The following is a 13,637-nucleotide window of genomic DNA, read 5'->3' on the forward strand; positions in this document are numbered from 1 at the left end:
GGAAGAGGCGACAGTCCGAATGACGGTTCCCCTGCCGACCGCCACCACCCGCTGGCGCTGCACGCTCTGCGGCAATCTCACGCGGTTCGACGTGACCCGCTCCTCGAAGGTCGTCGAGTACGTGCACCTCGACCTGGCCGGTGAGCCGAACGTCGAGGAGCGCAACGTGGTCAGTGAGACCATCGAGTCGGTCCGCTGCCGCTGGTGCAACGCGGTGGATCAGGTGGAACTCGTGGACAGGCCGGGCGCCGACTCCTGAAGGAGCGGCCCCACAGCGACTTTGGGGTGACGGATGGTGGAGAGCACAGGCGGGGAGGCCGGGGACGGCGGCGCCGCCGAGGTGCTCGACCGGCCGTTGCCCGAAGGCGTACGGCGGCGGGTCGTGCAGATCGTCTCGGACGGCTTCGGAGGCCTGACGATCGGTGAACTGCCGCCCCAATTGCGACAGTATGCGAGGTTCACCCCGACTCGACGGGTGAAGTTCGCGGGCAATGCCATGGCCGCCGCCGTGGAGAGCGAGACGCTGTTCCGGCAGCGGATCGCGGAGCGGTTCCGGGAGGCGCAGCCCGAGCTGGCCGGCGCGCTGGACGCCGCCGCGCCGCCGCCCGCCGCGGACCCGCTGGACGTGGCCGCGGCCGCGTACGTGCTGCGGCCCGCGGGCTGGGTGAAGCTGGTCGCCGCCGCCGGTGAGGAGGCCCAGCGGGCCGACGCCGAGCGCGCCGACGAGGAGACCCGGGCCGAACTGCAGGCGCTGCGCGACCGGCTCGCCGAGGCGCAGGCGCACACCAAGGCCGAGACGGAACGGTTGCGCACCGAGCTGGACGCGGCCCGGCGCGAGGCCGACGCCGCGCACCGCAAGCTGCGGGCCGCCCTCAGCGACGTGAAGCGCGGCGAGGCCGCCGCGCGCAAGGCCCAGGCCGAGACCGAGACGGTCCGCTCCGAGGGGCAGGCGCAGCTGTCCGCCGCCGAGAGCGAGACACGGCGGATCAAGGCGCGGCTCGGTGAGGCCGAGGCGGCCCTGGAGGCGTCGCGCAGAGCGGCCCGCGAGGGGCGCAGCGTCGAGGACATGCGCGTGCGGCTGCTGCTCGACACGGTCCTGGACGCGACTCAAGGGCTGCGCAGGGAGCTGGCGTTGCCGCCCGTCTCCGCGCGGCCCGCCGACTCCGTGGACGCCGTGGAGCCGGGCCGGATGACGCCGAAGGACATCGCGGCGCGGGCCCTGCACGAGCACGACCCGGCCATCCTCGACCAGCTGCTCGCGCTGCCGCAGGCCCATCTCGTGGTCGACGGCTACAACGTGACGAAGACCGGGTATCCGACGATGCCGCTGGAGAAGCAGCGGCTGCGGCTGCTCGGGTCTCTGTCGCAGCTCGCCGCGCAGACCGGGGCCGAGGTGACCTGTGTCTTCGACGGGGCCGAGCTGGCGGCGCCGGTGCTGCTCGCGCCGCCGCGCGGTGTGCGGGTGCTGTTCTCCAAGGCGGGCGTCACCGCTGATGAATTGATTCGCCAGCTGGTGCGCGCCGAGCCGCCGGGCCGGCCGGTGATCGTCGTGTCCACGGACCGGGAGGTCGCCGACGGCGTCGCGAAGGCCGGGGCGCGCCCGGTTGCGTCGGTCATGCTCCTGAAGCGGCTCTCGCGGGGTTGACGCCCCCTGTGCCCCAAACGCCACATCCGCAAGGTCCGTTCCGTATGCCCGAATTGGCGAAACCTTCACGCAACGTAGTGTCAAACGAGCATCACTGCACGTGAGTTGAGTGCAAAGAATGCGGTGGGTGACCGAGATTTTTTTCGTCAGGATTTGAACTGATCACAAGAAGGTCACTAGGGTCAGGCCTCGAACCTCCGCTCGGGTGATCACTCACAAGAGGTGAGTGACGGTGGAGGGGCACCGCCCACCGGGTGTTTTCGTGGGCGGCTGGAGGAAGAAGGAGCTCGCCTTCGTGGCGTCCCACCGTCGACCCAAGCAGCCGAGCCGCACCCGTGTGACCGTGCTCACCGCGACCGCTGCCGCTGCCGTGGCACTGACCTCGCAGGCGGCCAACGCCGCGCCGAAGCCTGACAAGAGTGAGGTCAAGGCCAAGGTCGACAAGCTCTACGAAGAGGCGGGCAAGGCCACCGACCTCTACAACGGGGCCAAGGAGAAGCAGAAGAAGCTCGAGAAGGAGATCGGCGAGATCCAGGACAAGGTCGCGCGCGGCCAGGAGGATCTCAACGAACTGCGCACGGGCCTCGGTTCGCTCGCCAGCCAGCAGTACCGCTCCGGCGGCATCGACCCCTCCGTCCAGCTCTTCCTCTCCGCCGACCCGGACGACTACCTCGACAAGGCGTCCACGATCGACTCGCTGAGCGCCCAGCAGCTCGAGTCGCTCAAGAAGGTCCAGGAGAAGCAGCGCACGCTCGCCCAGGAGCGCGCCGAGGCCGCCGAGAAGCTCAAGGACCTCGCCGACACCCGCACCGAGCTCGGCAAGAAGAAGAAGGAAGTCCAGAGCAAGCTCGGCTCCGCGCAGAAGCTGCTCAACACCCTCACCGCCGCCGAGCGCGCCAAGATGGCCGCCGACGAGGAGCGCGCCAGCCGTTCCGCGGCCGGCCGCGTCGACCTCGGCAACGAGGTGCCCGCCTCCAAGCTCGGTGGGGCCGCCCTGAGCGCCGCCGCCACCCAGCTCGGCAAGCCCTACGTCTCCGGCGGCACGGGCCCCAGCTCCTACGACTGCTCGGGCCTGACCCAGTGGTCGTACGCCCAGGCCGGTGCGGGCATCACCCGGACCACGTACACGCAGCAGAACGACGGCGTGAAGATCGGCATGAGCCAGCTCAAGCCCGGCGACCTGGTCTTCTTCAACAACCTCGCGCACGTCGGCCTCTACGCCGGCAACGGCCAGGTGCTGCACGCCCCGCACCCCGGCGCCGTCGTCCGCTACGAGTCGATGAGCACGATCGGCTCGTTCCAGTTCGGCGTCCGCATCTGATCCTCGTACCAACGACACCTGGAAACGCGCCCGTTCGGGCGAATTCCGGCGTCCTTCGCTGACCCCACGCCCCGCCACTGACCTGCGTCAGAGGCGGGGCGTCGGGCTGTGCGCTCCCCGAACGGTCGTTGGCCGGGCGGTAGTCGCGCGGCTACTGTCGGCGCGCATTCCCCGATCACGGGGAGCGCCAGCAGCATCGTCAGCGGAAGGGAGAGCGGCCACCCGTGGGGTCCCATCGCCGCACTGCGCACTCCGGCCTCGACCGGAGCACGCGCGCAACCGTCCTGACCGTGGCCGCCGCCTCCGCGGCGGCAGCCCTCGGCGCCGTCCCGGCGGGCGCCGCGCCGCAGGACAAGCCGGCCGACACGAAGGCCGAGGTGGACCGCCTGTACGAGCAGGCGGAGACCGCCACCGAGGCGTTCAACAAGGCCGACGAGCGTGCCGACACGCTCCGCGACGAACTCGCCGCGTCCCAGGACCAGGTGGCCCGGGGGCAGGAGCGGATCAACAAGATGCGCCAGGCGCTCGGCATGGTGGCCGGTGCCCAGTACCGCTCCGGCGGCATGGACCCCTCGCTCGCCCTGATGCTCTCCTCCGACCCGGACGGCTATCTCGACCGGGCCAGCGCGCTCAACCGGATCAGCGCCCGGCAGGCCGGTGACCTCGCCGAACTGCAGAGCGCCCAGCGGGATCTGGCGCAGCAGCGCGCCGAGGCGCAACGCAAGCTCGCCGAGCTGGAGAAGAGCCGCAAGGCCGTCGCCCAGCACAAGCGCACCGTCGAGGCGAAGCTGGCCAAGGCGCGGCGGCTGCTCAACTCGATGCCGAGCGCCGACCGCGACGCGTACGAGCGGGCCTCGCGCGGCGACGCCCGCCCCGACCTGGCCGGAGCGGGCCCCGCCTCCTCGGCCCGCGCGGCCGCCGCCCTCGCCGCCGCCCAGTCGGCGCTCGGCAAGCCCTACATCTGGGGCGCCAACGGCCCCTCCGGGTTCGACTGTTCGGGCCTGATGCAGTGGTCGTACGGGCAGGCCGGAGTCGGTCTGCCGCGCACCTCGCAGGCCCAGCGGTACGCGGGGCAGCAGGTCCCGCTCTCCGCGGCCCGCCCCGGCGACCTGGTCGCCTACGGCTCGGACGCCCACCACATCGGCATCTACGCGGGCAACGGCCAGGTCATCCACGCGCCCTACCCCGGTGCCCCGGTGCGCTACGACCCCGTCGGCATGATGCCCGTCTCCTCGGTGACCCGCGTCTGAGGCCTGCCCGCGCAAAGCGCCGTACGATCGCAAGGATGGCTGGTCGACGGCGTGCGGTGAACAGGGCGGGGTGCTTCGTGGCGCTCGGCGCCCTGCTCGCCGTCGTGTCCGGGTGCGGCCCGGACACCGCGCCCACCGACTCCCGTTCGGCCGCCGTGCAGCGCGTCCTGGACCGGCGGGCGGCCGCCGTCCTGGCCCAGGACGCCGCCGCGTACCGGGCGACCGGCGGCGCCGACCCCTATCTGCTCCCCGACCTCGCCGAGGTCCCGCTGGAGTCCTGGGCGTACGAGCTGACCCGGCTCGACGGTTCCGGGTCCCGCGTCAGCGCCGCGGCCGAGCTGCGCTACCGCGTCGACGGGTACGACAAGGCGCCCGTCGTCGCCGAGCGGACCCTGACGCTGCAGCGCACGGACGGACGCTGGCGCGTCATCGGCGACGAGCCCGCCGACAAGTCCGGGCAGCAGCTGTGGGAGCAGGGCAAGGTCACCGCCGTGCAGGGCGCGCACAGCCTGGTGCTCGGCGTGGGGCAGCAGCGGTCCGTGCTGCGTTCGTACGCGGCCCTCGCCGACGACGCGGTGCCCGCGGTGACCGACGCCTGGGGGGACCGCTGGGCCCGCCGGATCGTCGTGCTGGTCCCCAAGTCCCTCGACGGGATGGGCGGACTGCTGGGGGCGCCCGCCTCCGGCTACCAGGGGATCGCCGCCGTCACGACGGGCGAGGCGGGCGGTTCGGGCACGGCGCCCGCCGACCGGGTGATCATCAACCCCGAGGCGTACGGCGTGCTCGGCGCCTTCGGCAAGCAGGTCGTCCTGACCCACGAGACCGCGCACGTGGCCACCCGCGCGGTGACCTCGGCGGCGACGCCCCTGTGGCTGTCGGAGGGGTACGCGGACTGGACGGGGTACCGCGACACGGGCCGCACCGCCGGGCAGGCCGCGCCCGAGCTGCAGCGGGCGGTGCAGGAGGGCTCCGCTCCCGGCCGGCTGCCGGACGACGCGGACTTCGGGTTCAGCGGTGACGCGGCCGAGCTCGCGCGGGCGTACGAGAGCGGCTGGATGGCCTGCCGGATGATCGCCGAGGAGTGGGGCGAGGCGAAGCTCAACGCGTTCTACACCGCGGTCGGCGGGCACAAGCAGCGGGCCGGTGCCGTGGAGGGCGCCCTGCGGAGCGTCCTCGGGATCGACGAGAACGACTTCGTGGCGCGCTGGCGGGCGTACGTCCGCAGCGAACTGGGCTGACCGACGGGCGAGTCCGGCGATCAGCCGGTGAGTTCGGCGATCGCCTCGCGCAGCCAGGCCCGCTCCGCCGTGCCGGTGGCCCGCGCGACCCGCAGCATCCCCCCGGAACAGGTCCTCGGGTTCCTCGGCGCGCACCGGCCCGCCCTCCTCGTCGTAGAAGAAGCTCGCCGGGGTCTCCAGAAAGTCCAGGCGCCGGGCGGTGCTCGTGGCGGGCGCCGCGGGGCTGGGCTTCGCCCTGCTCTTCCTGGCCCTCGCCATGGCCGTGCAGTGCGGATGCCTGGTGCTCATGGCGCGGCGGGCGGCCGGTCAGGAGGACGTGGTCGCCTCGCTGAAACCGGCCCGCGCGGCCTGAGCGGGCACCGGGGTGCGCGCGGCGCGGCGCGGCTCGGTCACCGTCGCCCGCCACAGGCGACGGCAGGCGCTCAGCGTCGCGGCGACCAGCAGCCCGTTGCGGACGAGGAGCAGAGCGAGGCCGAGGGAGTCGCTGGCGACCACGTGCGAGAACCAGATGGGGAACTCCAGGAACGTCACGAACGTCGCCGCCAGCACCAGCCCCACGGGCAGCGTCATCCTGCTGTCGCGGAACAGCAGGCACACCGCCGCGAGACCGACCAGCCACAGCATGTACTGCGGGCTGATCACCCGGCTCGTCGTCGTGAACAGCAGCACCGCCGTCAGACCCGCGTCGGCGAGCGTGCTCGACGCCCAGGCGCGGGCCCGCAGCCGCCACAGCACCAGCCAGCCGAAGGCCAGCACGGTCAGCCCCTGCGCGAGGGCGCTGACCAGGTCCACGTACGGGCCGAGGAACTCGACCGAGCCGTAGTTCAGCTGCACCGTGCCCGACCAGCCGAACTGCCGTGCCACGTGGAAGACCAGCGCGCCGAGCGACTCGACCTCCGTGCCCCGGTCCCGCTGGAACGTCAGAAAGGCGAACGCGCCCGGCATCGCGACGAGGAAGGTGAGCGCGAGCAGGCCGGCCGTCATCGCCGCCGCGCCCCACGCCTCACGGGTGGCCCGGCCGCGCCGGGTGCCGATCAGCAGCAGCGCCGGCCACACCTTGAGCATCGCGCCGAGCGCGGCCATGACGCCCGCGGCCTTCGGATGCCGGGCGGCCGCGAGCAGCCCCGCGACCGCGACGGCGGTGACCATCACGTCGTAGCGCGCGTACACGGTCTGCCCGAGCAGCGGCAGGCCCGCCACCCACACCCACACGCCGCGCCGCGACTTGCCGTGCCGCTCGGAGACGTACAGGAGCATCAGGAAGACGGCCGCGTCGGCGAGGAACGCCATCAGGAAGAACGCCGACGTGTACGCGAGGAACGGCAGCACCGCGGGGGAGAGGATGGCGACCGCGGCGACCGGCGGGTACTGCCAGGTGACATCGTCCAGCGGGAACGTTCCTGTCCGCAGGATGTCGAACCAGCCCTGGTAGATCACCGAGACGTCGCTGGTCACGTCGGGGCCGGGGACCATGATGACCTTGAAGACGCACAACAGCAGCAGCGTCCTGGTCAGGGCCCACGTGACAAGGACCCCTGCGGGATTTCGCGTCTTCATTCGAACCATCATGCCGGGCCGAACTGTGTGGTGGCCATGGACCGAGGCGGCGTGGCGCGTTCCTTCGGGTGGGTTCGGTACTGTCTGCGGCGATGCACAAGACAAACAAGACGCTGGTCGTGACCAACGACTTCCCGCCCCGCCCAGGCGGCATCCAGGCATTCCTGCACAACATGGCACTGCGCCTGGACCCCGAGCAGCTCGTCGTCTACGCGTCCACGTGGAAGCGCGGCCGGGAAGGCGTCGAGGCGACCGCGGCCTTCGACGCGGAACAGCCGTTCACCGTCGTACGCGACCGTACGACGATGCTGCTGCCGACGCCGCGCGTGACCCGGCGCGCGGTGGGCCTCCTGAAGGAGCACGGCTGTACGTCGGTGTGGTTCGGGGCGGCCGCGCCGCTGGGCCTGATGGCGCCGGCTCTGCGCCGGGCCGGTGCGGAGCGCCTGGTCGCGACGACCCACGGGCACGAAGCGGGCTGGGCCCAGCTCCCCGCGTCCCGGAGCCTGCTGCGCCGGATCGGCGAGTCGACGGACACGATCACGTACCTGGGCGAGTACACGAGGTCGCGGATCGCGGCGGCACTGACGCCCGCGGCGGCCGGCCGGATGGTCCAACTCCCGCCCGGGGTCGACGAGAAGACGTTCCACCCGGCGTCGGGCGGCGACGCGGTGCGGGCCCGGCTCGGCCTCTCGGACCGCCCCGTGGTGGTGTGCGTCTCGCGGCTGGTGCCGCGCAAGGGCCAGGACACGCTGATCCTCGCGATGCCGCGGATCCTGGCGGCCGTGCCGGACGCGGTGCTGCTGATCGTGGGCGGCGGCCCGTACGAGAAGGAGCTGCGCAAGCTGGCGCAGGAGACCGGCGTCGCGGACTCCGTGCGCTTCACCGGGGCCGTGCCGTGGGCGGAACTCCCCGCGCACTACGGGGCCGGTGACGTGTTCGCCATGCCCTGCCGGACGCGGCGCGGAGGACTGGACGTCGAGGGCCTCGGGATCGTGTACCTGGAGGCGTCCGCGACGGGGCTGCCGGTGGTGGCCGGTGACTCGGGCGGTGCGCCGGACGCGGTCCTCGACGGGGAGACGGGCTGGGTCGTACGGGGCGGGTCCCCCGAGGAGGCCGCCGACCGGGTGGCCGCGCTGTTGCTCGACCCGGAGTTGCGGCGGGCGATGGGGGAGCGCGGCCGGGAGTGGGTCGAGGAGCGGTGGCGGTGGGACCTGTTGGCGGAGCGGTTGCGGGGGTTGCTGTAGCGCCGACCGGGTGGAGGCGCGGCGAAGCCGCAGCCTTCAGGGGCGCGGGGAACTGCGCGAGCAACCACGACGAGGCCCGCACCCGCCTACGGGGGTACGGGCCTACGGTGCGTGGGCGCGGTCAGCCCCGGTAGATCGCCTCGACCTCGTCCGCGTAATCCTTCGCCACCACGTTCCGCTTCAGCTTCAGTGACGGCGTCAGATGGCCCGACTCCTCCGTGAACTGAGCGCCCAGGATGCGGAACTTGCGGACCGACTCCGCCTTGGAGACCGCCGCGTTGCCGTCGTCCACGGCCGTCTGGATCGCGGCCAGCAGATCCGCGTCGTCGCGCAGCGAGGCCACCGTGGAGTCGGCCGGCTTGCCGTGGTCCACGGCCCACTTGCCGAGGAACTCCTCGTCGATGGTGACCAGGGCGCCGACGAACGGCCGCCCGTCGCCCACCACCATGCACTCCGCGACCAGCGCGTGCGCCCGGATGCGGTCCTCGATGACGGCCGGGGCGACGTTCTTGCCGCCCGCCGTCACGATGATCTCCTTCTTGCGGCCGGTGATGCGGAGGTAGCCGTCCTCGTCGAGCGTGCCGATGTCACCGGTGTGGAACCAGTTGTCGGCGAGCGCCTCCTGCGTCGCGGCCTCGTTGTTCCAGTAGCCGGTGAACAGGTGCTCGCCGTGCAGCAGCACCTCGCCGTCGTCGGCGATCCGCACGACCGAGCCGGGCAGCGGCTGGCCCACCGTGCCGATCTTCTGGCGGTCCCACGGGTTGAACGCGGTGGCGGCGCACGACTCGGTCAGGCCGTAGCCCTCCAGGACCGTGAAGCCGATACCGCGGAAGAAATGGCCGAGGCGCTCGCCCAGCGGGGCGCCGCCCGAGATCGCGTACTCGCCGCGGCCGCCGAGCACCGCGCGCAGCTTGCTGTAGACCAGCTTGTCGAACGTCTTGTACTTGAGCTTCAGCGCGAGCGACGGGCCCTTCGGGGTGTCGAGCGCGCGGCTGTACTCGATCGCCGTGTCGGCGGCCTTGTCGAAGATCTTGCCCTTGCCCTCGGCCTGCGCCTTGGCCCGCGCCGAGTTGTAGACCTTCTCGAAGACCCGCGGCACGCCCAGGATCAACGTGGGCCTGAACGCGGCCAGTTCATCGGTGAGGTGCTTGATGTCGGGGGCGTGGCCCAGCTTGATCGGGGCCATCAGCGACGCCACCTCGACCAGCCGGCCGAAGACGTGCGCGACGGGGAGGAAGAGCAGCACCGAGCACTCACCCGTACGGAACAGGGGCTTCAGGCGCTCCACCACATTGCCGCACTCCGCGAAGAAGCTGCGGTGCGTCAGGACGCAGCCCTTGGGGCGGCCCGTGGTGCCCGACGTGTAGACGATCGTGGCCGGGTCGTCGGCCTTCGCCACCGCGCTGCGCTCGTCCACCGTCCGGTCGGGCACCTCGGCGCCGGCCCGGTTCAGCTCCTCGACGCCGCCGGCGTCGATCTGCCAGACGTGCCGCAGCTGGGGCAGCCGGTCGTGCACGGAGGCGACGGCCGCGGCGTGCGCGTCCGACTCGACGAGGATCGCGACGGCACCGGAGTCGCCGAGGATCCACTGGATCTGCTCGGCCGAGCTCGTCTCGTAGACCGGGACGGTGACCGCGCCGGCGCTCCAGATCGCGAAGTCGAGCAGGGTCCACTCGTAGCGCGTACGGGACATGAGGCCGACCCGGTCGCCCGCCTGCACGCCGGAGGCGATGAGGCCCTTCGCGGCGGCCACCACTTCGGCGAGGAACTGGACGGACGTGACGTCCTGCCAGGTGCCGTCGACCTTGCGTCCGATGACGGCGACGTCGGGATGCTGCGCGGCGTTTCTGCGGACGATGTCGGTCAGATTGCCGTCCGCAGGGACCTCGTACAAAGCCGGAAGGCTGAACTCGCGCAAGACTGCTGCTCCTCATAAGGCGCCGGCGCCACGACTCTGTGTGCTGCGTCGGTGCGGTCCAAGATCGGGCAGGTGCTCAGGGCCTCGTCGATCGTCTTCTTGATCGATGTGGTTGAACTGAGCACGACTGGACTGCCCGGACGTTACCCACCAGTACTGCTTTTTCGGTAGGGGGTCCAGGCCAGATGTTCGCTGCGTCACACGTCACGGCGGTGCTTTGCGCACAGTAGTCCACACGCTTCCTGACTCGGAAGTAACCGCAGGTCCGGCGGCCTCTACCCACTTTGGACCCATCGTCCTAGGGTGATCGCATGCGCGTACATGTAGTCAGCGATGTGCACGGAAACTCCACCGACCTCGCACGAGCCGGCGACGGCGCCGACGCCCTCGTCTGCCTCGGTGACCTGGTCCTCTTCCTCGACTACGCCGACCACTCGCGCGGCATTTTTCCCGACTTGTTCGGAGTCGAGAACGCCGACCGCATCGTCGAGCTGCGCACCGCCCGCCGGTTCGAGGAGGCCAGAGCCTTCGGGGCCCGGCTCTGGGCGGGCATCGACCGCGGCCCCGCCATCGAAAAAGCCGTGCGCAAGCAGTACTCGGAGCTGTTCGCCGCCTTCCCCTCTCCTACGTACGCCACCTACGGCAACGTCGACATGCCGCAGCTGTGGAGTGAGTACGCCGGGCCGGGCACCTCCGTGCTCGACGGGGAGCGGGTCGAGATCGGCGGCTGGACGTTCGGGTTCGTCGGCGGCGGGCTGCGGACGCCGATGCGGACCCCCTACGAGATCGACGACGAGGAGTACGCCGCCAAGATCGAGGCCGTCGGGGAGGTCGACGTGCTGTGCACGCACATCCCGCCGGAGGTCCCGGAGCTGGTCTACGACACGGTGGCCCGGCGCTTCGAGCGCGGCAGCCGCGCCGTCCTCGACGCCATTCGCCGCACCCGGCCCCGCTACTCCCTGTTCGGCCACGTCCACCAGCCGCTCGCCCGGCGCATGCGGATCGGCGTCACGGAGTGCGTCAATGTCGGCCACTTCGCGAGCGCGGGGCGGCCCTGGGCCCTGGAGTGGTGACGGCGGGCCGGTCGGCGCGCGATAGCCTTCACGCGACACACACGTATGCACGGCGGGACCCCTGACCGGTATCTGGAGGAGCCACGGCGATGGCGGAACACACCAGCTCGAGCATCACGATCGAGGCGGCACCGGCCGATGTCATGGGGGTGATCGCCGACTTCGCCCGCTACCCGGACTGGACCGGCGAGGTGAAGGAGTCCGAGGTCCTCGCGACCGACGACTCCGGCCGGGCCGAGCAGGTCCGCCTCGTCATGGACGCCGGCGCGATCAAGGACGACCAGACCCTCAAGTACACCTGGGCGGGCGAGAACGAGGTGTCCTGGACACTCGTCAAGTCCCAGATGCTCCGGTCGCTCGACGGGTCGTACGTGCTGAAGCCGGCCGGTACGGGCACCGAGGTCACGTACTCGCTGACCGTCGACGTGAAGATCCCGATGCTCGGGATGATCAAGCGCAAGGCCGAGAAGGTCATCATCGACCGGGCGCTGGCCGGACTGAAGAAGCGCGTGGAAGCGGGCAAGTAGCCGCCGCGACAGCCGGGGAGCGGGGTCCGGGGCGGGCCCCGTGGGTCCGCGCCCGCCCAGGTAGCCTCGATCCTCATGCGCACCCTTCTCGTCACCGGTCCCGGTGGCTCCGGCCGGACCACGATCGCCGCCGCCACCGCCCTGAAGGCCGCCCGGGACGGGCTGCGCACGCACCTGATCACCGGTGACACCGTGGCGGACCTGCCCGGCGTCACCGTCACCCGGCTCACCCCGGCCGACGGATTCCGGGACGATCTGCTCGCCCTGCAGGACCGGGCCGGTTCCGCGCTCGACCTGCTCGGGGCCGCCCGGCTCGACGCCGACGAACTCACGCCGCTGCCCGGCAGCGACGAACTCGCCCTGCTGCGCGCCCTGCGCAACAGCGCCGAAGAGGCGTCCGACCTGGTCGTCGTCGACCTGCCGCCCGCCCCGCACGCCGTCGCCGTCCTCGCCCTGCCCGAACAGCTGCGCCGCTATCTGCGCCGCCTGCTCCCCGCCGAACGCCAGGCGGCCCGCGCCCTGCGCCCCGTCCTCGGGCGGCTCGCGGGGGTGCCGATGCCCGCGGAGTGGCTGTACGAGACCGCCGCCCGCTGGGACCGCGAACTCGCCGCTGCCCAGGCCGTGATCGACGCCGACACCACCCTCGTACGCCTCGTCGCCGAGCCCACCCAGGCCGCCGCCGAGACCCTCCGCGTCACCAGCACCGGGCTCGCCCTCCACGGCCTGCGCACCGAGACCCTGATCGCCAACCGGATGCTCCCCGACGGCTCCACCGACCCGTGGCTGGCCGACGCCGCCGCCCGCCAGCGCAAGGTCGTCGCCCAGTGGCCGGGCGCCCGGGAGATACCCCACCTCGGCCGCGACCCGCGCGGCGCCGAGCTCGACGGCCTCCCCGGCCTCGACGCTGCGCTCCCCGACATCCCCGCGCCCCGCACCCCCTGGCCCGTCGAGGACCGACTCCAGGACGACGGCGTCCTGGTCTGGCGGATCCCGCTGCCCGGCGCCGTCCGCGAGGAGCTCACCCTGATCCGCCGGGGCGACGAGATCGTCGTCGGCGCGGGACCCTTCCGCCGCGTCGTCCCGCTGCCCTCCGCGCCCCGCCGCTGCACCGTGGCCGGGGCCGGGCTCGTCGACGGCGAGCTGCGCGTGCGGTTCGCCCCCGACCCGGACCTCTGGCCGCAGTCCCGGTCCTGATTTCTCCCGTACACGACCTAGTGAGGCCATGCACCCGTTCGGGTAACGTCGAAGACGTCACCGCTTCAGCACCCCCTTCAGCTCTTCGCAGGAGTCAGCCGTCATGAGCGACGCCACCGAGCAGCCCGCACCCCAGGCCGACGCAGACGCCTGGGAGCAGGCCTGTGCCGAGGATCTCGCGGCGGAGAAGGCCCGCCGCCGGGCCGAGCAGGGGCCGCCCCCCGGCTCCGCCGCCGAGGAGCTGCGCAAGCTCGTCGACGCCGTCGCCGACAAGCTCTCCGACCTGTCCGGGGCACAGGCCCCGTTCCTCGGCGCCATGGCGCAGGGCACCGCCGAGCAGGTCGCCCGGCAGGTCGTCCGGCAGGCCAGGTCCGTCGTCGAGCCGGTCATCGAGCGCAACTCCGACGTCTTCGACCACCTCGCCGCCGCCGGCTCCGAGCTGCTCGCCGCGTACCGCTCCGCCGTGGAGAACCAGGAGAGCCGCTGGACCCAGCGCTCCCAGGAGCGGAAGGCCCCCCGGACGCCGAAGGACGAAGGCCCCGGCGGGGAGCACATCGACCTGGACTGAAGCATCGAGGACCCGCCGACGGATTCCTGGCCGCTTCCTGTTCGTCCGACGGCGTCCGGCACGCCGTCGGGCCCGCCCTTCGGGCGAACGGCAGGAATCCGA

13 protein-coding genes and 1 pseudogene are annotated in these 13,637 nt (G+C 72.2%); 11 read left to right on the forward strand and 3 right to left on the reverse strand.

The features are described from left to right. Positions 1–19: 19 nt before the first annotated feature. The 5 genes from ACQUQD_RS29480 to ACQUQD_RS29500 all read left to right on the forward strand — a co-directional run bounded on the left by ACQUQD_RS29480 (position 20) and on the right by ACQUQD_RS29500 (position 5,454). Positions 20–259 carry a hypothetical protein gene (locus ACQUQD_RS29480; protein WP_338695757.1) on the forward strand — a complete coding sequence of 80 codons (240 nt, stop codon included), beginning with the start codon at positions 20–22 and terminating at the stop codon, positions 257–259. 33 nt (positions 260–292) lie between these two features. Continuing rightward, on the forward strand, positions 293–1,645 hold the full coding sequence (locus ACQUQD_RS29485; protein ID WP_428955178.1) for an NYN domain-containing protein: 1,353 nt from the start codon (positions 293–295) through the stop codon (positions 1,643–1,645). A gap of 295 nt (positions 1,646–1,940) precedes the next feature. Further along, entirely contained in the window at positions 1,941–2,966 is a 1,026-nt protein-coding gene (locus tag ACQUQD_RS29490; protein WP_428957690.1) for an NlpC/P60 family protein, read from the forward strand. Between the two features lie 224 nt (positions 2,967–3,190). Next, positions 3,191–4,216, forward strand: coding sequence for an NlpC/P60 family protein (locus ACQUQD_RS29495; RefSeq protein WP_428955179.1), 1,026 nt, complete (start codon positions 3,191–3,193; stop codon positions 4,214–4,216). 35 nt (positions 4,217–4,251) lie between these two features. Continuing rightward, complete coding sequence (locus ACQUQD_RS29500; RefSeq protein ID WP_428955180.1) at positions 4,252–5,454, forward strand: hypothetical protein; 1,203 nt, start codon at positions 4,252–4,254, stop codon at positions 5,452–5,454. Between the two features lie 20 nt (positions 5,455–5,474). Here ACQUQD_RS29500 and ACQUQD_RS29505 read toward each other — a convergent pair. Next, positions 5,475–5,655, reverse strand: a pseudogene (locus tag ACQUQD_RS29505) (PadR family transcriptional regulator); the annotation flags it as partial. On the opposite strand from ACQUQD_RS29505, the gene ACQUQD_RS29510 reads away from it, so the two are divergent. Then, positions 5,654–5,806, forward strand: coding sequence for a hypothetical protein (locus ACQUQD_RS29510; protein WP_428957791.1), 153 nt, complete (start codon positions 5,654–5,656; stop codon positions 5,804–5,806). The pseudogene ACQUQD_RS29505 and the gene ACQUQD_RS29510 overlap by 2 nt on opposite strands. Here the strand turns inward: ACQUQD_RS29510 and ACQUQD_RS29515 are convergent. Then, positions 5,761–7,011 (reverse strand): glycosyltransferase 87 family protein, encoded by a 1,251-nt coding sequence (locus ACQUQD_RS29515; protein WP_428955181.1) that lies wholly within the window; start codon positions 7,009–7,011, stop codon positions 5,761–5,763. The two genes, ACQUQD_RS29510 and ACQUQD_RS29515, sit on opposite strands and share 46 nt — an antisense overlap. A gap of 92 nt (positions 7,012–7,103) precedes the next feature. On the opposite strand from ACQUQD_RS29515, the gene ACQUQD_RS29520 reads away from it, so the two are divergent. After that, complete coding sequence (locus tag ACQUQD_RS29520) at positions 7,104–8,255, forward strand: glycosyltransferase family 4 protein (RefSeq protein ID WP_428955182.1); 1,152 nt, start codon at positions 7,104–7,106, stop codon at positions 8,253–8,255. Positions 8,256–8,376: 121 nt separating this feature from the next. Here ACQUQD_RS29520 and ACQUQD_RS29525 read toward each other — a convergent pair whose 3' ends face one another. Continuing rightward, positions 8,377–10,173 carry an AMP-dependent synthetase/ligase gene (locus ACQUQD_RS29525; protein WP_428955183.1) on the reverse strand — a complete coding sequence of 599 codons (1,797 nt, stop codon included), beginning with the start codon at positions 10,171–10,173 and terminating at the stop codon, positions 8,377–8,379. 311 nt (positions 10,174–10,484) lie between these two features. Here ACQUQD_RS29525 and ACQUQD_RS29530 point away from each other — a divergent pair, with 311 nt between their 5' ends. From ACQUQD_RS29530 to ACQUQD_RS29545, 4 genes are all read left to right on the forward strand, one after another. Beyond that, positions 10,485–11,246 carry a metallophosphoesterase family protein gene (locus tag ACQUQD_RS29530; protein ID WP_428955184.1) on the forward strand — a complete coding sequence of 254 codons (762 nt, stop codon included), beginning with the start codon at positions 10,485–10,487 and terminating at the stop codon, positions 11,244–11,246. Between the two features lie 89 nt (positions 11,247–11,335). After that, positions 11,336–11,773 carry an SRPBCC family protein gene (locus tag ACQUQD_RS29535; protein ID WP_428955185.1) on the forward strand — a complete coding sequence of 146 codons (438 nt, stop codon included), beginning with the start codon at positions 11,336–11,338 and terminating at the stop codon, positions 11,771–11,773. A 75-nt stretch (positions 11,774–11,848) separates the two neighbouring features. After that, on the forward strand, positions 11,849–12,967 hold the full coding sequence (locus tag ACQUQD_RS29540; RefSeq protein ID WP_428955186.1) for an ArsA family ATPase: 1,119 nt from the start codon (positions 11,849–11,851) through the stop codon (positions 12,965–12,967). Between the two features lie 103 nt (positions 12,968–13,070). Further along, on the forward strand, positions 13,071–13,535 hold the full coding sequence (locus tag ACQUQD_RS29545) for a DUF5304 domain-containing protein (protein WP_428955187.1): 465 nt from the start codon (positions 13,071–13,073) through the stop codon (positions 13,533–13,535). Positions 13,536–13,637: the final 102 nt, after the last annotated feature.

Origin of the sequence: Streptomyces sp. cg35 (assembly GCF_050410835.1) — a bacterium.
In the GTDB taxonomy this organism is placed as follows: domain Bacteria; phylum Actinomycetota; class Actinomycetes; order Streptomycetales; family Streptomycetaceae; genus Streptomyces.

Coding starts and splice junctions, on each gene's coding strand:
- ACQUQD_RS29485 (WP_428955178.1), top strand. CDS start 293: ATGGTGGAGAGCACAGGCGGGGAGGCCGGGGACGGCGGCGCCGCCGAG.
- ACQUQD_RS29520 (WP_428955182.1), top strand. CDS start 7,104: ATGCACAAGACAAACAAGACGCTGGTCGTGACCAACGACTTCCCGCCC.
- ACQUQD_RS29530 (WP_428955184.1), top strand. CDS start 10,485: ATGCGCGTACATGTAGTCAGCGATGTGCACGGAAACTCCACCGACCTC.
- ACQUQD_RS29515 (WP_428955181.1), bottom strand. CDS start 7,011: ATGAAGACGCGAAATCCCGCAGGGGTCCTTGTCACGTGGGCCCTGACC.
- ACQUQD_RS29540 (WP_428955186.1), top strand. CDS start 11,849: ATGCGCACCCTTCTCGTCACCGGTCCCGGTGGCTCCGGCCGGACCACG.
- ACQUQD_RS29545 (WP_428955187.1), top strand. CDS start 13,071: ATGAGCGACGCCACCGAGCAGCCCGCACCCCAGGCCGACGCAGACGCC.
- ACQUQD_RS29500 (WP_428955180.1), top strand. CDS start 4,252: ATGGCTGGTCGACGGCGTGCGGTGAACAGGGCGGGGTGCTTCGTGGCG.
- ACQUQD_RS29480 (WP_338695757.1), top strand. CDS start 20: ATGACGGTTCCCCTGCCGACCGCCACCACCCGCTGGCGCTGCACGCTC.
- ACQUQD_RS29535 (WP_428955185.1), top strand. CDS start 11,336: ATGGCGGAACACACCAGCTCGAGCATCACGATCGAGGCGGCACCGGCC.